This window comes from Streptomyces sp. 35G-GA-8 (assembly GCF_023534745.1).
GTDB lineage: Bacteria > Actinomycetota > Actinomycetes > Streptomycetales > Streptomycetaceae > Streptomyces.
The window spans coordinates 363,023-382,421 of sequence record NZ_JAMHJQ010000006.1 but is presented as its reverse complement, the minus strand read 5'-3'; the positions used below and the strand labels follow the sequence as shown (position 1 = coordinate 382,421).

General features: G+C 69.6%; 9 protein-coding genes and 2 pseudogenes. 4 read left to right on the top strand and 7 right to left on the bottom strand.

Annotation, left to right across the window (positions count from 1 at the left end; translation table 11 throughout):
• Positions 1-58 precede the first annotated feature (58 nt).
• Positions 59-967: a toll/interleukin-1 receptor domain-containing protein gene (locus M1203_RS15870; protein ID WP_249950339.1), complete on the bottom strand. Its 909-nt coding sequence runs from the start codon at positions 965-967 to the stop codon at positions 59-61.
• Between the two features lie 294 nt (positions 968-1,261).
• Here M1203_RS15870 and M1203_RS15865 point away from each other — a divergent pair, with 294 nt between their 5' ends.
• The 4 genes and pseudogenes from M1203_RS15865 to M1203_RS39220 all read left to right on the top strand — a co-directional run.
• Positions 1,262-9,553, top strand: a complete 8,292-nt coding sequence (locus tag M1203_RS15865) for a hypothetical protein (protein WP_249950338.1) — start codon at positions 1,262-1,264, stop codon at positions 9,551-9,553.
• 418 nt (positions 9,554-9,971) lie between these two features.
• Positions 9,972-11,834: pseudogene (locus M1203_RS15860) on the top strand (ABC transporter ATP-binding protein).
• Positions 11,835-11,929: 95 nt separating this feature from the next.
• The gene (locus tag M1203_RS15855; protein ID WP_249950337.1) at positions 11,930-13,414 is read left to right on the top strand and encodes an NUDIX domain-containing protein; all 1,485 of its coding nucleotides are present in this window, start codon (positions 11,930-11,932) and stop codon (positions 13,412-13,414) included.
• Positions 13,297-14,106, top strand: a pseudogene (locus tag M1203_RS39220) (protein-L-isoaspartate O-methyltransferase); the annotation flags it as partial. The gene M1203_RS15855 and the pseudogene M1203_RS39220, both read left to right, overlap by 118 nt.
• Positions 14,107-14,262: 156 nt before the next feature.
• Here the strand turns inward: M1203_RS39220 and M1203_RS39215 are convergent.
• The 6 genes from M1203_RS39215 to M1203_RS15825 form a co-directional block, all read right to left on the bottom strand.
• Positions 14,263-14,550, bottom strand: coding sequence for a tRNA-dependent cyclodipeptide synthase (locus M1203_RS39215; protein ID WP_374403073.1), 288 nt, complete (start codon positions 14,548-14,550; stop codon positions 14,263-14,265).
• A 261-nt stretch (positions 14,551-14,811) separates the two neighbouring features.
• Positions 14,812-15,882, bottom strand: coding sequence for an LLM class flavin-dependent oxidoreductase (locus M1203_RS15845; protein WP_249950335.1), 1,071 nt, complete (start codon positions 15,880-15,882; stop codon positions 14,812-14,814).
• A gap of 4 nt (positions 15,883-15,886) precedes the next feature.
• Positions 15,887-16,774, bottom strand: coding sequence for an ABC transporter substrate-binding protein (locus M1203_RS15840; RefSeq protein ID WP_249950334.1), 888 nt, complete (start codon positions 16,772-16,774; stop codon positions 15,887-15,889).
• On the bottom strand, positions 16,775-17,533 hold the full coding sequence (locus tag M1203_RS15835) for an ABC transporter ATP-binding protein (RefSeq protein ID WP_249950333.1): 759 nt from the start codon (positions 17,531-17,533) through the stop codon (positions 16,775-16,777).
• On the bottom strand, positions 17,530-18,366 hold the full coding sequence (locus M1203_RS15830) for an ABC transporter permease (protein ID WP_249950332.1): 837 nt from the start codon (positions 18,364-18,366) through the stop codon (positions 17,530-17,532). The genes M1203_RS15835 and M1203_RS15830 overlap by 4 nt, the downstream gene beginning before the upstream one ends.
• Positions 18,363-19,385: an NrtA/SsuA/CpmA family ABC transporter substrate-binding protein gene (locus M1203_RS15825; protein WP_249950331.1), complete on the bottom strand. Its 1,023-nt coding sequence runs from the start codon at positions 19,383-19,385 to the stop codon at positions 18,363-18,365. The genes M1203_RS15830 and M1203_RS15825 overlap by 4 nt, the downstream gene beginning before the upstream one ends.
• Positions 19,386-19,399 lie beyond the last annotated feature (14 nt).

Below are 19,399 nucleotides of genomic sequence, written 5' to 3'. Positions count from 1 at the left end.
CGTGGACAGGTGAACTCCTTGGACTCGAGCGGGAGGGGAGCAGTTGGCGCCGAAGCGGCTACTGCGGGGCGAACGTCACAGATTCCTCGTCATTGGAGATTGTGATGGGGATCTTGCTCCAGCTCGCGAGCCGCCGCAGTTTCTCGGCCTTCTCGTTGGCCCGCCGGTATCCCTCGCCGTCGCAGATCACGGCGATTCCACCCTCGTGGGCGTCCTCCTGCACCACATGGGTGCGGCCTACGATCTCGCGGACTCCCTCGGTCGTATGGTCCGTCGTCTTGTCCTCCTCCTCGGCGGAGGCCCGCAGAGGAGTGTCTCCAGCAGTCGTCCTGGGAGCGGGTACGAGTACGGGTGCGGCACCGAGGGCGCTCAGCTTTTCCTCCAGCGCACCGATCCTCCGGCTCTGGTCGCGCACGAGATCGACCAGTTCGCCGAAGAGGTCCTCGGGCGTTGCTCGTACCGGTGTCTCCGTCGTCGGCATTCTCTTCTTGATGTCCCGTAGATCCCTGTCCACCCGGTCCCAGAAATCCCCGAATGCCCTTCTCAGCGCCTCCGGGCTGTACGGGTTGACGCATTCGTCGTGGAGGGACTGGATCATGGAGAAGACCTCCCTCCGAACGGAGGAGTCGGTCGCCTGGAACTGCTTGAGAGGGCCGGAGATCTCCTCCGGTGGCATGTCGATGAGGAAGGGATGGACGTAGGCCTTGTCCTCGTCAGTCCGCCTGGACAGGGCTCCTGCCTCGTAGTTGATCCACTGCTTCCGCTGGTTCTCACGCGTGAGGCACATGATTCCGACATCGGCGTCCCGAAGTTGGGCCGCGATGCTCTCCATCGACCTTTGCCCCTTCACGATGCCCAGCGACGAGACGAAAGCCCTCATCTCGGGGTGGAGATGCCCAAGTTCCCTCCCGAGCACTTCGGCGCACTTTCGCGCCGTTTCTCCCGACCAGCTGATGAAGATCTTCATGCCGTGCATCCTTGCGGCGAGGTTCGGAGGTCCGTGCGCTGGCGCAGCTCGATGACCGTTGACGGCCATGACCTGGCTCATTGTCGACATCGATGCCGCACACGTCCACTGGCGTCACGCGTATCCGGCGGCTGCCGTAAGAGATCAGCCATCACATGGCTTGATCCGTGCAAATCGCGTACCGCGAGGTGGAGTTGCCGGAAGAATAGTACTGTTGAAGGTCTCCGGGCCGGGTAGAATTCCACCCCTCTGTCACTCGATAGGCACACGCACCACAGGGGTCGCGAGTCAGTGATGGTTCCCAACGAAACGTCCGTGGTCGCCAGGGACCTCGAACTGTTCCTGTCCGGCCGAGGTCGCAACGCGGAGGGCGTCCACTCTCCCACGGTCCTGAAGGGCGTGGCACCGTTTGCGGTGCTCCTGCACCGTCGGGTCACCATGCTGTCGTCGGTGCTCGTCCCGGCCGCTGGCCGGATTGCGGGCCCCCCTCCGCACGCGCTGTTGTTGCCCCGGCTGGGCCAGAGCGCGGCGGCGGTGGGAGAGTACGCCCTCGCCGAACTGCTCGACTGGGCGGCGGTCGCCTGGACCGGACGCACGAGCCTGCGCTACTTCTACGCGGGGCGCGCGCTGCCCGAGCCCGTGCGTCAGCCTCTGCAGGAGGCGCTGGAACGCGACAACGCGGTCATGCGACGCATCACCGGATCACTCGTCCTGCGCGACAGGGCCGAGCATCTGCGCGCCGAGGCGAACCGGCTCGCAGCCGTCGACCACACCTTTACGCGCCCTCTGTTCGTGAAGCCCGTGGAGGCGGTTCTGCACGACGTGAGTCGGGGCGTGATCGACGACCACGGTCTGCTCGAGCACCCGGCGGAGATGCTCATCTCGCGCGCGAACACCGATCGTCACGGGAACCTCCCGCCCGTCCCACCCAACGGCAAGCGCTGGCCGCTCCTGGTGAAGGCTACGACAGAGGTCTGCACGTTGGTGCGGGAGCTGCTGGAGGTCGCGAACGAGTACTCCTGGGACGGGCCGGACGTGCCCGCGCCGCCGCTCGACGATCTCGCCCCGGACCTCGTACCCGTCGTTGAGGCGCTCCTCTTCGCCTCACCGGACCTGGAGGCGCGCCGTACCGACAGCGACGACGACTGGGTGACCGGCATCGTCACCGAGGCGCTGTCGCTCGCGGCTCCGGAGCACCGGCACGTGATCGCCCTCTGCGCGCAGGGCGCGGGCGTGCCCGCCGACACGATTCGGCCAGCCCTGGAGCCGATCTACAAGATCCGTGCGCGGGCGGAGGCACTGTTCAAGGCGCTGGCACAGGACCCTGACGGTCAGGGAGAAGACCTGCGCAGTCTGATCCTCCAGGCCCTGGACCGCGGGGACCTGCCCGAGGCCCGCGAGGGGCTCGACATGCTGGAGGAGTACGCGAGCCGTACGGCGGTGGAGGTGAGGGTCGCCGCCGTCCAGGAGGCCATAGCCCGCGTCGAGGAGGTGGAGGCGAAGGAGGCGGTGCGGCTCCACCTGAGCACCGTTGAACTGCACCTGGACCGTGGCGACCTAAAGGCCGCCGCGACCTACGTCGGCGAGGCCGAGCGGGCCCTCCCCTCCGCTCCGCGGACCGTGGAGAACGGGCCGCCCGAGGGCGCGGCCGTACGGACGCTGGTACCGCAGCAGGGGGCGGACGTTCCGGTCGGCGCTCTGGCGCCGCTCGGTACGGTCGACACCCAGTCCCCGGGCCTGGAGGGCGCCTATGACGAGGGTCTGCTGGCCAGGATTATGGCCGCCCTCCGAGCGCCGGATCACGAGGCTCCCGACCGGCGCCAGCTGGAGGAGGACGTCCGGCGACTCGGCCGGACCGGGCTGCTGGACGACGTGGTCAGCACGGCCCGCGACCTGCTGCACGTCGCACCCGACCTGGCCGTCGCGCTGACGGAAGCGGCACTCGAGCGGGCCCGTCCGGTGCTGCGCCCGGTCCTGTGGCAACTGCAGCTCGACGCCCTGCGCGTCCTCGGCGAGGCCGAGCGCGCCGAGCAGGTGTTCCGACTCGGCCATCCCCCCGTGCCACCGGAAGGCGCGGTCACCGCCGAACCGGTCGTGGGCGCACACCTGTTGAAGCCGCGGGTACGGCCGTTCCAGCGGGTCGGCGACCCGGCCGAGACCGACCTCCCGGAGACCGGGCCGCGCCCGCCCGCGGAAGAGGCACAGCTGTATGCCCGCTCGCTCGAGGTGGGCAACTCCTCCGCTCTCGGCTTCGCCGTGGGTTGGGCCGTGAGCGCGGGAAGGCCGACGGACGCGTTGCGTCTCTACCGCCGGTTCGGACCGCACCAGTACGTCAACGCCACCGCGGCCTGGAACGTCGCGGTCGCCTATGCTCAGGTCGGCCAGGCACGGCCGGCCCTCGAATCCCTGGTCGTCTTCAAGGCGGTTCTGTCCGGCCGTATGGAACCGCTCCAGCGCCGGGGAATGGAGGAGTTCGAGTACCTCCACGGGGCCCGTCAGGCACCTCCGCAAGCCGTCCCCGTCGTACCGGCTCAGGCGTCGGCGGCCCCTCATCCGGAGGAAGAGGCCAAGCGCCTCCACGCGTCCGGTCGGGTGGTGGAGGCCGCGGCCGGTCTGGACCGATTGCTGTCGGAGAATCCGCGATCCCCTGGGGCGTTCCTGCTGCTCCGCATCCACCGGGAGCAGAACGACCTCGACGCGGCTCGCAGGACCGTCGATCGCATCGAGGCGGCCGGGGCCGTGACCTGGCGCCATCACCTCGAGCTCGCCCGTAACGCACTGGACGCTGGCGATCTCACGCTCGCGGGACAGCGGTTGGACCGGGCCCAGGAGTTGGGCGCCACGGTCGGCTGGACGGCGCCGCTCGTCACCAGGCTGCGCAGGGCGTCGGCCGAACCGGGACAGGCACAGAACACCGCGTTCGTCCCCGTGGGACAGGCGCGACTGCTGTCCGGCATTGACGATCCCGGAACATGGCGGAGCCACCTCTCGGCCCAGCTGGACACTGCGGGACTCCAGGCCGTTCTGGAGTCGGCCGAGTGGGCCTCGCGGCGTGAGCCCGCCGCTGTGGGCGTGCTGACCTCGCAGCTCCGGGCCAAGCGGATTCCCGTGCCGGACCGGGAGACCCTCGAACGGTTGATCGACCTTGTCAACCGGCACCGTGACTCGTTCCTCAATCGCAATCTCGCTCTGTGGCTGATCAACAGCGGCGACCACCGGTCGGCGGTGCGGGTGCTCCAGGACGCCGTGGCGTGGACGCCGCCCGACCGTCTTCCGCGCGTGGTGTTCCTGCGGGACGAGGCGGTCCGCAGGGGGGGCCTGTCGGTCGAGGCATTCGATCCGCCCTCGCCGCCTTCGGGTGTCACCAGTGCGAAGCGGAACCCCGATCCGGCGTTCGTACCGGATGTCCACCTGCAGGAGATCGCCGGACTTGAGGCGGGCAACCCCTTCATCCTGGAGGCGCAGCGTCTGCCGCCAGACTCCGACCCCTCGGTCGTGGCGGACGCCTGGGTGCGAGCCGTCCGCAAGGGCCAGTCCCTGGCGCTCGGCAACGCCTTGGGAACCCTGGTGCGCGCCGACCGTGCTGAAGAGGCCATCACGCTCTACGACAGCGTGTCCACTGTGTACTGGCTGGGTGCCGCTGCGGCCTGGAACCTCGGCTGCGTGTACGCGGCGTCCGGTCACCTGGAGGAGGCGGCCACCGCCTTCACGTACTACGCGCGCGTGTCCCCCCGGCAGTACACGGAGACACAACTGCGGGCACTCACCACGCTGTTCTCGTCCCTGGGCAGGCCCGTGCCTACCCCCGCCGGGTCCAAGCCTCCGCCGGTCCGGGGCGGGAGCGTCCCGCCCGGCGCCGCCGACCCCCTCCCCGGCACGGAGTCCCGCACGGCCGGTGACAGCCCCGAGGGGCTGGCGGCACGCCGGATCGCCGAATTCCGCAGTGCGCCGGACAACCACAAGTTCTACATCGCCGGCACCGCGGTGCGCAGGGCGATGCAGGCCGGGCCGCAGGGCAACGTCACCCGCTATGTGGCCACGATGCGGAATCTGTTCTCGGTCCTGGCCAACCCCAGCCCGAAGGCTGCCGCCGAGATGGCGGCAGTCCTGGAGACCGCCGGGCACCAGCAGGAGGCCTGGGATCTTTTGGTGACGTGGATCGACCACACCCGCGCGGAGACCGCGCTGCTCGCTCCTGCGGTCCGGATCTCCCGCGAGTTGGAGCGGGGCCGGCAACTGCGCGACCTCCTTGAGCGCCATCACCAGCCGTACTCCAAGTACGAACTGCATCTCAGCCTCGCCAAGCTGGCACAACGGCAGAACGACACACCGGCCCTGATCCGGTATGCCGACCTCGCGCTGCGCCGCAATGCGACCTCCGTCGAGGCGGCCGTCCTACGCGAGAGCGTCGGCGACCGGCGGCAGGCGCCGCCGCCCGACAACCGGAAGATCCTGGGGAAGGTCAAGGATCCGCAGGTGTCGGAGGCCGAAGCGGTCCAGCTTCTGGTGCACGAGTACGGGGCCGAGGTGAACGCCCTCCAGAGCAAGGCGCTGACCTGGTTCCAGCCGGAGGTCGACTGGGGGCAGCTGGCCCAAGGGCTGTCCGACGAGCTTCAAGACGAGGCACGACCCGCGCTGGAGGCCGCCGCGGCGGAGGACTGGGAGCGGGCGGCAACCCTGTTCAGCGAGTTGCTCCTCGGGAAGGCCCCCAGGAACATTGTGCTGGTGAGGGCCACGGTGGTGTGCCTGCTCAAGCGCGAGAAGTACGACGAGGCCGATGTGGTGGCCGGAGTGCTGGGACATCTCCCGGACGGTGTCCGCCTGCAGGTTCAGATCGCCGCGGCCCGTAACAAGTACGCGCATGCCCGCGAACTGCTGGCGCTCTTCCGGACCGTCCGTGACGGTTCCATGGACGAGGCCCTCGCCCATGCCGGCCTGATCGCGCATCTGGGCCACCGTCCGCTCGTCGCAGCGAAGTTGCTGCTGGAGTTCGCGCGGCTCCGGCCTCCCGGCACCTCGGACCTGCCCCTGTCCCTCGCCGTCGTGCTGGCCCACCGCGATCGGAAGCGGGATCGGGGGCTCTATCTGCAGGCGCTCCAAGAGCTGCGCCATCCCCCGGTCGGCCTGGACGATCTGGTCACCTGGGCGATCGAGCAGGACGTCCCCGAGGCCCTCAACGACGCAACCCTCCCGCCTCTCGGCCGGGTCCACCTGGAGCGCGTGGCGGAGAGCCTGGCGACGGATCCAGAGCGACTGCTGCGTTTCGTCCGGAACCATCTGAAGGACAGGACCACGGGCGGCCGCGACGACACCGTGACGCGCGACGCCCACCAGTACTGCGCGGAGTTGCTCGGACGCCATGGACTGGTGCGGGACGCGTTCACGCACTGGCGCGCGCTCGCGGAGCAGGCGCCCGGCTTGGAAGAGCGGGTGAGAGTTCTCGGCGGGCTGAGATCCTTCTGCGACGAGGTCAGGTTCGCCGAGGGCTACCGGTACGCCGCGGTCACCCTGCTCCAGCTCGGCGTCGAGGTGGGCGAGGAGGCGATGGACTACGCCGACACCCTGTCCTCGGAGGAGGAGCCCCAGTCGTTGCCGCCCGGGACCGAGGAGCTCGTCTCCCAAGCGGCCACCAGGCAAGTACCAGTGCTTTCGGAGGGGCTGGCCTCAGCAGCGCTGAAGCTGAAGGAGGAGGCTGGACCACGGGACGCGGAGTCCTTGGAGCTGCTGCACACTGTGTGGGCGGGGGTCGCCACCCAGCTGGAACACGAGGACGCGCTGTCCGTTCTGACCGGCAGCGCGACGCGCGACTCGGTCGAGAAGACGAGGCGTATCGAGGCCGACCTGCGACTGCAGGCGCTGCTGTCGGAGAATCTCATCTCGCACAGGCTGAGAGAGGCGTCGTCCTTGCTCTCCGACGCGCTGAACGCCGCCTGGGAGGACGTGGCGCGGGATCACCTGAGCAGGAAGAGCGACGGAGAGGGACGCCTGCTCGAACTGAGGCTGCTGAGGGTCACCCGGCTGGGTTCCGGCCCTGTGGAGGTCAAGGCGGAGATCACCGCGCTCCAGTCCGTCTCGCAGATCACGCTGGGTATCGAGGGCGCGGGTCCGGAGGGATGGGTTCGGCTCGACAGAATGGAGGCCGGTGCCAAGGCGACACGGCTCCTCCTCCTCAGGGGCGAACACCAGGAGGTGAAGGTCACGGCCTCGGGGGTGCTTCCCCAAGGCCCGCTGCCGCCCACGACCGTGACCCAATCGGTGAGCAACTATCCTCTGGACCAGCGGCTGTCCGCGCATTTCAAGCCGAGCGACCGCGTTGATCCCGCGATGTTCGTGGGGCGCACGAAAGAGCTCGAGGATCTGGCACGCCATTACGAGAAGGCGTCGCGCGGCCACGCAGGCACCTTGTTCATGACGGGCTCGCGACAGGCGGGGAAGACCTCCATCGCGTACCAGCTCAGTGAGGTGCGGACCCCCGGGTCCCACGAGCTGCCGCCCCCAGGCAAGTGGCGGATTCCACGGGTCTTCCCGGTCTACCTCAACGCCGAGATGACCGAGAACTCCGGCTGCCTCTTGATGACCGACATCGCCCAGGCTCTCGTGCTCGCGGTGGATCACGCCTTTGAGTACCGTGCGCCGGCGATCGGGATGCCCGAAGGCAACGCCCCGCTGGACTTCGTGAACTGGTGGGTCCGCGTCCGACGACAGCTGTGGCCCAAGGAGACAGTCGGACTGCTGCTCGTCATCGACGAGTTCCAGCATCTGCTGAGGCGGCTGAGGAAGTCGGACAACCTGGATCCCGTGCTGACCCAGCTGCGCGGGCTCAAGAACGAGCGGGTGGGGGTGGGTCTTCTGTTCTGCGGCGCCGCGACGACCCACGGGATTCGCGATCTGCTCGAAGACACCCGGTTCCAGCAGGACTTCACGACCCCGTACGTCATCGGCCCGCTCGACAATGACGCCACGCGGCAGGCGTTCCACCTCGGATTCCTGGAGCCTGTCCAGGTGATGGACGAGGCCGCGGAGCGGGTGTGGGAGCTCACCCAGGGCCATCCCCAGCACATCCACATGCTCGGCGCGCGGGTCCTGAAGCTGCTGGAGAAGAGTCAGCGGACGCACGTGAGCGCGGAACTGGTGGACGTGGCGTTCGACTGGGTGGTGGACCAGGACGACGCTGTCATCGGGCTTCTCGACCCTTACGGCGAGGGCGGCCGGGAACATGTCCTGTCGCTCCTGCACGAGATCGCGCGGCTCATCGAGGAGGAGCCGTTCGTGACGGCGGTCCGGGCCTCGCTCGCCACCGCGAAGGTCAGGGACCTGGACGGGCTCCGGGACTTCGGGATCCTCGTCCAGCGAGAGGACGACTGGGCGTGGGTCAACCCGATCGTGCGCAAATGGCTGGAGACGCGGAGGCCTCCGCACACGGAACGCCCCAGCCTCGGCTGGGAGGCGGACCCCAACCTCGGCTGGCAGATGGAGGAACAGCCGCTCAGGGACGAGGGCTACGTCGTCCAGCGGCGCTTCGACGAACGGGACCGTCCGAAGACGTGCCATCTCGCCCACGAGGAGATCCGGCAGCCGCTGGTCGCTCAGTTCCACCCGGGGTACGGTCCCCAGCTGGAGCGCCTATACGAGATCTTCTCCGATTCCGTGCAGCATGTCGAAGGCGTTCCTGAGCTTCTTGCTCCCTGTGGCCAGTGGCTGGTGTTCCACAGGGTGGACGGCGTCAGCCTGCAGGAGAAGCTGGAGGCCAAGTTGGCGGGCGGCCTCGTAATCAGCCCCGTGGAAGCCACCCGGTGGATCGTCGACGCCTGCGACACGCTCTACCGGATGATGGACGCGAGGAAACTCACGCATGGGGACGTGCGGCCTGAGAACCTCGTACTGCACGGAGCGGACGACAGCGAACTGTACGTACGGGGCTGGGGGGCAGGCCTGGACGTGACGCACGGCAAGCCCCTGCTGCCGCCTGGTCCGTCGGACTATCTGCCGCCCGAGGCTCTCAAGGGCACGCTGGCCGAGCGCTCCGAGGCCGATGACGCCTTCGCGCTGACGGCGATCCTGTACCGCCTCCTGCACCCGTCTGGAGCGCTGCCCTATGGGGATGAGGAGTCACTCCAGCACGGCCCAGAGCTGCTCATGCGCCACGGGGACCTGGGGATCACCATCGCCCGGGGGGTGAGCCCGCGCCCCGGCACGCGCTTCCGGAACGCGATGGAGCTCCGCAACGCGCTGAGCGCGGCCGTCCCCGAACTGCGGGCGGGGAGCGGTGCGCAGGCGTCGGGCGTCGCCCTGCGTCCGGAGGAGAAGCGCGGCGGACGCGCGACCGGCGACGACGGTGAAGCACTCCGGAACCTGCTTGAGCGTCTCACCGACGAGATCGAACACCTTGGTGCGCTCACCCCGGAACAGGATGACGACGTCCGAAGCGACCACGAGGCCCTGGCCCAGACCCTTGAGCCCACGGCCCCGAACCCCGCACGCGTCGAACGGTTCGCAACGCGGCTGAGGGACACGCTCAAGGACCTGGAAACGGCATCGACCGCCATGGATATCGTGGGCGAGATCCTCGATGCGGTCCGTTCTTAGGAGCTGTCGTAGACAAAGTGCGCGGGGTGGCGCGACCTGGTTTATGGCCCTCTTGGCGAGGTGCTGGCTGCGGTGGGGTGCGAGTCGAGGGCTACTTCCTCGGGTGAGGTGCTGAGTGGCTCCCGACAGATGTGCTGCACATACGACATCTACCGTGCTCAGTCTCACATGAACCCCACCCCCGCCCCCTCGCAACCGCCTCCCGGAATCGAACGGCGGCCCGGCGTGGTCACGCACAGCGTTGACGGCACGCTCACCTCAGGACGTCCGGACAGGGGGCGGCATGAGTGAGCCCACCGATGCATCAGCCGGCAGTGTTCCGGGACCGCGCAGCACCCCCGCGGCGTCCTCCACCGCGCCGCCCGCGTCCGAACCCTCACAGGCGGGCACCGCTCCCGAGCCCGCTCCCGTGCCGCAGATGCGGTACGTCGATCTGACCGGCAGCCGCGAGGCGGCCGGCCGCTCGATCCGGATGCGCGACATGGCCCGCCGCCTGCCGCAACTGGTGATCCGCTCGCTGGCTCTCGCCTGGCGCGTCGACCGACGGGCGACCGTCAGCCTCCTGTTGTGCCAGACCGTCACCGGCGTGATGCAGGCCCTGGGGCTGGTCGCCATCGCCGGCACCCTGACCGCCTTGCTGCGCGACGGGGACGTCTACCACCGGCTCCTTCAGGCGTGGCCCTCCGTCGCCCTGCTCGCCGGTGCCGCCGGCGTGCGCGCGCTCCTCGGCATCACCGTCAACTGGCTCTCCTCCCGGCTGGGCCCGCTGATGTCACGCGAGGCCGAGCAGATGCTGCTCACCGGCTGCGCCGAGGTCGAACTGTGCGCCTACGACGACCCCGACTTCAACCGCGACCGCGAGGCCGCCGACCGCGGCGCCCAGGTCACCGGCGACTTGATCAACGAGGGCCAGGACCTGATCGCCTCGGGCGCCAGCTTCCTCGCCGGGGCATTCGTGCTGGCAGGCGTGCACTGGGTCCTTCTCCCGCTCCTCGTCGCCGCCAGCCTGCCGCAGGCCTTGGCCTAGGTCAGCGCCGCGCGCGCCCGGTACCTGGCCAACCTCCGCAGCGGCGGCGACAACCGGATGCTGTCAGTGCTGCGCTGGCACATCTACACCAGGGACGCCGCCGACCAGATCCGCGCCGGCACCATGGCCGACTTCCTTTCCGGCCGGTACCGGCACACGGTCGCCCGGATCAACCGCGAGGACCGGGCCGCGGCCGACCAGGGCGCCCGGATGTCCCTGGTCGGCGCGCTGTGTGGAGGGCTGGGTTCGGCGGTGGTGTGGGCGGCGGTCGTGTGGCTGCTCGCGACCGGCCGGATCACCGTCGGACATGCCGGCACGGCCGTCTTCGCCCTGCAGACGGTAGGCATGTCGGTCCGCGGCCTGGTGGCCGTCGGCGCGCGCGCCGTACGGACCGGGCTGTACATGGACGACTGGACCGGCTTCCTCGACAAGGCCGGCGGCTTCCGCATGCGCCGGGGCCCGCACCGCCCCGAGCCGCCGGAGACGATCGAGGTCAAGTCGGTCACCCACCGCTACGCCGGCAAGGACCGCGACGCACTGTCCGACGTCTCCCTCACCCTGCGCCGCGGCGAGGTCACCGCGCTGGTGGGCTTCAACGGCTCGGGCAAGTCGACGCTGTCGAAGCTGGTCAGCGGCCTCTATCTGCCCACCGACGGGCAGGTGTTGTGGGACGGCGTCCCCACCGGGGACAGCGACCCGCAGGCCCTGTGGCAGCAAGTCGCCCTCGTGCCGCAGGACTACGCGCACTGGCCGCTGACCGTGCGTGAGAACGTGACCCAGGGACAGCCCACCGCGCGCGGCGACGCGGCGGTCCGCGAGGCGTGCGAAGCGGCCGACGCCGACGAGGTCGTCGACAAGCTCGGCGCCGGCCTGGACACCCTCCTGGCCCGCGAGTGGCTCAACGGGGAGGAACTCAGCGGCGGCCAGTGGCAGCGCATCGCCCTGGCCAGGGCATTCTTCCGCCAAGCCGGTCTGCTGGTCCTCGACGAGCCGACGGCGAACCTGGATCCCCGCGCCGAGTACCGCATCTTCCAGCGGCTGCGAAGCCTCGCCCGGGACCGGGCGGTGCTGCTGGTGACCCACCGCATCACCAACGTCGCCATCGCCGACCGCATCGTCGTCCTCGACGAAGGCCGCATCGTCCAGGAGGGCACCTACACCCGGCTCTCCCAACAGCCCGGACTCTTCCGGAAGTTGCTGTCCTACCAGATCACGTCCGAGCCGGACGGAGACAGGTACGAGGCCCCCGCGTGAGCCGCCCCGGCGCCCCTACAGCGCGCCCCGCCGAAGCGGCCGTCTCAACCGCCCCGGATCTCCCCACCCCTCTTCCACCCTCCCGAGGTGATGGCATGGCGCTCACCCGCTCCCACATCCGCACGACCGCCGAGGCATACCTGGCCCGGCATCCGCACGAACGGGAATCCCTCGCCGGGCTGATGTCCCTCCTGGACGGCGCCGACGACACCACGGCCCGTGCGACGCTCTCCGGCCACGTCACGTGCAGCGCAGCGGTCATCGGCCGTGAACAACGCGTTCTGCACATCGGCCACAGGGTCGCAGGGCCGCTCCTCGACCCGGGCGGCCGTGTCGAAGGTGACCGGACGCTCCTGGCCGCGGCGCTGCGCGAAGTGTGCGAGAAGACCGGACTCCGGCCGCGCGACCTGTGCCTGACTCCGCAGTTCCTCGGTGCTCCGATCGACATCGACGTCCATGACATCGACGCCAACCCCGCCAAGGGTGAAAGCGTGCACCAGCGCTTCGACTTCCGCTTCGTCTTCTACCTCGTGCCCGAGCGGCACCCCCGGCTCGCCTCGCAGGACGAGGAGGTCGCCGACGCCCGGTGGCTCAAGTTCGCCGATGTCCGCTCCCCGACCTTGCGCACCAAGCTCATGGACGCCCGCGACCAGGGCCTCGGCGGGAGGCCGGAGCCCGTCAACGCCTCCGCTCTGATCCATGACGGTCACGGCAGATACCTGCTCCACCTGCGGGACCAGCGTGAAGGCATCTGGACCCCCGGCACGTTCGCTCTCCTCGGCGGCGGCCGCACGCCGGACGACATCAGCCTGGAAGCGACCCTGCGGCGGGAACTCGCCGAGGAAGCCACAGGGCTGGAGCTGGACGGTCTGACGCCGTACGCCCTGGAGGAGGCGACGAGCGTTGACGGCTTCGCGGTGCCGATCCAGGTCTTCGAGGCCCGCTGGAGCGGTGACCCGGAGACGGTGGATCTGCAAGAGGGTGTGCTGCTGCGGTGGTTCACCCCGGACACGATGGAGCGACTGAACCTGAGCCCCGGTCTCGGTGACCTCATCCGCCGGCACGCGGCCGAGCATCCCCCAGCCGGCACCCCGCCGATCTCCGCCCGCCTGCTGCGCAACGAGGCGCCGGAGGGGACCGAGCTCCACATCGTGGGTGTCCACCTGTACCTGGAGGACACCCACGGCCGGATCCTCCTCGGCCTGCGCCACCCCGACTCGCCGTACGCGGGCAACACCTGGCACTTCCTGGCCGGGCACTGCGAGCGCGAGGAGGCGGTCAGCTGCCTGGTCAGGGAAGCCCAGGAGGAGGCCGGGCTGATCATCGACCCGGGCGACGTCGAGCTCGTGCACCTCGTCCACGTCGTGGACTCGCCGTCCGCCCGCCCGCGGATCGGCCTCGTCCTGCGGGCCCGCACCTGGTCCGGCACCCCGGCCGTCCTGGAGCCCGACCGGTGCGTGGAATGGCGTTGGTGGAACCCGAAGAATCTCCCGGCCGCCGTCGTTCCCTACACCCGTCAGGCGATCGAGGAAGTGCTCGCCGGGCGCTTGTACTCACAGACGGGGTGGGACAGGCGATGACGACTCCGGCCCCGGGCCCAGCCCGGTGCGGCCGGACACCAGGGCCGGCAGGACGGCGGCCGGCCAACACCAACCCGCCTTCGTCTGCGGCGGTGGACCCGCCCGCCGCGTGCGCGGCGATGGTCGCCGAGCTGGAGAAGAAGCATGGGCTACGGCCCGGGCCAGTGCGCGACGCTCTGTTGGCGCTGCCCCGCGAGGTGCTGATGCCACAGGCGTATGTGCGGCGCAGCACCCCGGGCGAGGAGCCGCCGCGGTGGGATCTGCTGGACTGGTCGGCGCCGCAGGACCGGCCCGAACTGCTCGGGCTGCTGTACGGCGGGGCCAGTGTGCTCGTCCAGCACGACGGGGAGCCGCTGCTGGGCCGGGTGCGCGGGGCGCGGTCGGGAGCGTCGATCACGTCGATGTCGACGGTGATGAGCCTGACCGCCTCGCTACTGGGGGAACTCGATCTGCGCCCGGGTCTGCGGGTGCTGGACGTTGGGACGGGCGCGGGGGTAACCGCCGCAGTGGCCTGCCAAGTCTGCGGCGACCAAGGGGTAATCACCCTCGACCGGGACCGGCACCTCACCGACGCGGCAGCGGTCCGGCTGGCCGAACTCGGCTTCTGGCCGCAGGTTGTGTGCGGCTCAGGCGAACAAGGTGTCCCGGGGCGGGAGTTCGACCGCATCTTCGTGTCGTACGCGATGAGGCGCGTGCCGGCGGCGCTCGTCGAGCAGCTCGCCCCCGGTGGCCGACTGCTTGTACACGTCACCAGCGCGTCCCCGTCGTGGCCCGGCCTCGCCGTTCTCGCCTGGCCTCCCTGGGTGCTTCCGCGGTCGCGCTTTCCCTGGTCGGCGCCGCACTCTCCGTCATCGTCGCTGCACGATGCCCGGCACATGGACGTTGGGCTGCTGGATTCCCGAGGTGGTGCGCAGGCGGCAGAAGCCCTGATTGGGGGCCGGACGCAGGGCCGTCTGGTGGTGGTACAGGTCGGCCGGCACCTGGGGGACCTCGGGGTAGCAGAACACCGAGGCGGCCGTGCCGACGATCTGCGGGGTGTCCAGGAACAGTGGAAGTTCGGCAAGGAAGTAGCGCACCGCGCCGCGCGGTTGTGCGGGAGTGGGCTGCCGGCCGGGTGGAAGTCGGCGTTCCAGCACCCAGGCCGAGGCGTTGAGGCACGCCTCGGCCGAAGGTGCTGTCGCTGCGGAAGTGGTGCTCGACCTGTGCCGCGAGTTCCTGGTAGGAGGGGTTCGCGGCGGGCGCCTGCCCGTTGAGGAGATAGGGGCCGGGGTCGGCGACGCCGCTGTCTGCCAGGGCTTTGGTGATCTCGTTGTGGACGTACTGGCTCTGGCGGCGGATGCCCCCTGGCGGGGAGTGGCCGCGTCGGAGAAGTCGAGCCGGAGCCCGGCCCATTGTGCTCAGGGGCGCGCGCCTAGCGCCGGAAGCACCGTCTCGGCGACCCGGTAGGCCTCCTCCAGCAGGGGGTTGCCGGAGAGGATGAAGGTGTCGACCCCCAGGCTCTCGAACTCCTTGAGCCGGTCGACGACCTGGGCGGTCGAGCCCACGACGGCCGTGCCGGGGCCGGGCCGGAACAGGCTCATGCCGGGCCACATGTTGGGGTGTACCTCCAGATCGCGTGCGCGCGCGGGCACTTTACCGCCGTGCTGACGGAACTGTCGCTGCCACCCGACCCCATCCTCGCCAACCCGGTCCCCCAGTTGCCTCGCGTAGGTGGCCCGGCTGGTGACGTCGAGGAGCCGGTCGGCCGCCGCCCATGCCTCGTTCTCGGTGTCCCGGACGATGATGTGGAGGCGCAGACCGATGCGGAGCGTACGGCCGTACGCCGCGGCCCGTGCTCTGACCCGCTCCAGCTTCTCCTTCAGCAGATGTGGGGGCTCGCCCCAGGTGAGGAACACGTCGACGTGTTCTGCCGCCATCTCGATGCCGGGCGGTGAGGAGCCGCCGAACCAGAGTGGGACATGGGGGTCCTGGACGGGCTTCAGCTCGCGGAACGAAGCGCCCGCGTTCTTCAGGTCGTAGAACCGGCCCTTGTGGTCGAAGACTTCGCCCGCCGTGAGCCGCTTCACGATCGACCAGTACTCGGCGCTCAGTTCGTACCGTTCGTCGTGCTCGACGTGGAGTCCGTACTCCTGGAGCGACTTCGTCGAGCCGTTGACGACATTGAAGCGCAGTCGGCCACCGAAGAGTGTGTCGAAGCTGAGGGCCATCTTGGCCAGCAGTGTGGGCGATATCAGGCCGGGGTGGACGGCGAGCAGAGGCTTGAACCGGGTGGTGGCGGCTGCCAGGGCGCTGCCGAGCGGCCACACGTCGTACAGGTCGGTGGCGAGCAGCGCCCCGCTGTAGCCGAGTTGCTCGACCGTTCCCGCGAGCCTGGTGAGATACCCGAGATCGACGGTTCTGCGCCCTTCGGTTTCCCAGGGATAGGCGCCTTCGCGCGGGATGATGTACCAGAGGACTTCGGTCGCCATGGTGTCAGGACACTTTCTGAGCGGATGCGCGGGCGACGGCCTGCGAGGTGGTGACCGGGCGGCCGATGAAGCCGACGCGGTGAAAGATGTCGGCGGCCTCCTGCTGTTCGGCGAGGAACTCCGCGCTCACCGCTTCGATCCGCCAGGGCAGGGCACGCAGCGCGGTCTCCCAGTCGTCGGCGCTGCCGCCCAGGTCCGCGGCGGCGATCTCGGCGGCCTGCCGGGGGTGGGCGGCTGCCCAGTCGTCGGCGCGCTGGAGCGCACGGGTGAGGGCGTCGATGATCTCGGGGCGTGTCTCGGCGAGTTCGCGTCGGGTGAAGAAGACGGACCGGTCGGTGATGACGTCGCTCGTGCGGACGAGCGGGCGCAGTCCGCCGGTGCGCAGGGCGGCGGCGAGTTGGGGCCCTTGCGCGACCCAGGCGGCGACGGCTCCGCCGCGCAGGAGCCGTTCGCTGTCACCGGTGCCGCGTACCGGAGCGATGTCGGTGGCATAGGAAAGGCCCGCGGAGTCAAGGGCCTTGGCGACCAGGTGGGTCTGCCAGGACCCGATCGCCAGGTGGACGGTGGTGCCCTTGAGGTCGGCGACGGTACGGACCGGGCTGTCGACGGGCACGAGAAGCGCACCGTGTTCGGGGCGTGGTGCGGAGACCGCTGTGTAGACGAGGTCGTGGCCGGCGGCCTGGGCGGTCACGGGCGGGGTGGAGCCGGTGCCGCCGAAGTCGATGGTGCCCTCGGTGAGGAGTTCACCGGTGCGGACGCCGTTGGTGTACGGGTGAAAGGAGACGCTCTCGCCGAGCGGGGCCAGCTCTTCCCGGGCGAAGCCGAGGCGGGAAAGATGGTACAGGTAGTAGAGGGACGGGTTGCTGCTGTGCACACCAATGGTGATGGTCATTCAGATCACTCCGATTCCGGTACGTTCGGGGGTGGGCGCGGGGCGCGCGGTCGTCTCGACCCCGAGATCATGGAGCAGACGCCTGCGCAGAGCGGCGAAAGCGGGGTCGCCCGGCTCGCGCGGCCGGTCGACGGTGACTTCCTCGTCGGTCACCAGCTGTCCGTCGCGCAGGACGGCGACACGGTCGGCGAGCCGCACGGCCTCGTCGACATCGTGGGTGACGAGCAGGACGGCGGGCCGGTGCTTACGGCACAGTTCACCGACCAGGTCCTGCATCTTCAGCCGGGTCAACGCGTCGAGGGCGGCGAACGGCTCATCCAGCAGAAGCAGTTCGGGTTCCCTGACCAAGGCGCGGGCAAGAGCGACGCGTTGAGCCTCGCCGCCGGAGAGGGTGACGGGCCACGCCTGGGCGTGGCGCTCCAGGCCGACTTCGGCGAGGGCCCTCAGTCCATCCTCCGAACGGTTCCGCGGCAGGGCGACGGTCACGTTGGCGAGGACCTTCTTGGAGGGTACGAGGCGGGGTTCCTGGAAGACGACGGTCCGGGCCCGGGGAACCAGGACTTCTCCCCCGTCGGTGGAGTCCAGTGCGCCCAGGATGCGCAGAAGGGTCGTCTTGCCGCTGCCGCTGGCGCCGAGCAGTGCGACGAATTCGCCGCGGGCGATGTCCAGACGCAGGCCGTCGAGGACGGCGCGGGTGCCGAAGACACGGCGCAGATCCCGGACTCGTACCGCCGGGGCGGTGGTTTCCTGGCCGGTCACCGGGTGCCTCCCCGCGGGCTTCGCCAGGGCATCAGGACCCGCTCCAGGAGCCGGACAAGGATGTCCGCGGTCAGGCCGAGGAGCCCGTAGATGAGAATGCAGAGGGCGAGGATGTCGGTGCGGGCGTAGCTCTGGGCCTGCGACATCAGATAGCCGATGCCCGCGGTCGCGTTGATCTCCTCGGCGGCGATGAGGGCGATGACGCTGAGAGTCATCGACAGGCGCAGCCCGGCCAGGAGGGACGGCAGGGCGGCGGGGAGGACGACCTCGCGGATGATGCCGACGCGGCTCATCCCGAAACTGCGCATGGCCTCGATGAGTTTGGGGTCGGTGTTGCGTACGCCGGCGGTGGTCGAGACATACATCGGGAAGGTGGTGGCGACGGCGATGAGCAGGACCTTGGCGGTCTCGTTGATGCCGAACCAGACCATGAACAGGGGTACGAGGGAGAGGAACGGGATGGTGCGCAGGGTCTGCAGCGAGGAGTCGAGGAGTTCGTCCCCGAGCCGGGTGAATCCGGTGACGATACCGAGGCTCAGTCCGGCGGCGAGTCCGATGAGCAGGCCGATACCGGAACGGGTGAGAGAGGTGGCGAGGGCGTCGGGCAGCTGCCCGTTGCCCCACAACTCACCGGTCGCCCGCACTACTTCGGCGGGTGAGGCCAGCACGTCGTCGGTCAGTACGCCGGTCGCTGAGGCCAGCCACCACAGAGCGAGCAGGATCAGCGGGCCCAGAGCGCGCACCGTCATGGCGTAGCCGCGACCGCGCGCCTTGGGGAGCTGGGGCCGGGGAGTGACGAGGGTGGCCGCGGCTTCGGCGGTGGCGGTACTCATGTCGGCTTCTCGATGTCGATGATGTGTGCCGCCACGTCCACCGTCTTCTGGGTGACCTTCTGTTCGGTGTAGAACGCGGCGACGGCTTCGAAGCGTTTGATGTCTTCGGGACCGATCGGGTCGACCGTGCCGCCCTGTGCGAGGAAGTCGGCCTGGACCTCCTTGGCCTTGCCGGTGACGGCGGTCGGGCCGACGTCGGTGAAGACGTTGAGGTAGGCCGCCGGGTCCTTCTTCTCCTTGGCGCTGCCCTCGTGGAGGTAGCTGTAGAGCGCCTTGATGATCTCGGGGTGCTTTTCGGCGAAACCCGTACGGACAGCGGTGAGGCTGTAGTTGTCGGAGCCGATGGCCGTGCCGTCGGCCACGAAGTGTGCCTTGCCGCTACCGATCTCGGCCACCGCGTAGGTGGACCAGACGGCCCAGGCGTCGACCTTGCCGGCGTTGAAGACCGCGGCGGTCTGGTCGGCGGGCAGATAGACGCGCTCGACCTTGTCAGCCGGGATGTTCGCCTTGGCCAGAGCCTTGAGCAACAGATATTCGCCGGTGCCGCCCTTGTTGACCGCGACCTTCTTGCCGATCAGGTCGTGGACGTCCTCGATCCCGGAGCCTTCGCGGACGAGGATGCCTTCCCCCACGGGGTCGGGGGACACGGCAGTGAAGAACTTGAAGCCGGGGCTCTGGGAGAGGGCGGTGATGCCGGAGGTGATGGAACCGGTCGCGATGTCGAGCTGGTCGGCGTTCAGCGCCTGGGAGGCAGGGGCGAAGGGGCCGGCGCTGCCGGTCCATTCCACCTTGGCGCCGGCCTTCGCGAGGGCCTTGTCGAGGCTGCCGTCCTTCTTGCCGAGGGCGAGGACGCCGGAGTTGCCGGGATCGGGGATACGGATGGCGACGGTCCTGCCACCGGTGGAGCCGGCAGCGTCGCTGTCGGACTGCGAGGCACCGCAGGCGGTGACGGCCACGAGTGCGGTCGTGGTGAGGAGTACGAGGGATACGGGCGTACGCAGTGGTCGCTTGGAGTTCATGATCGTGAGGCCTC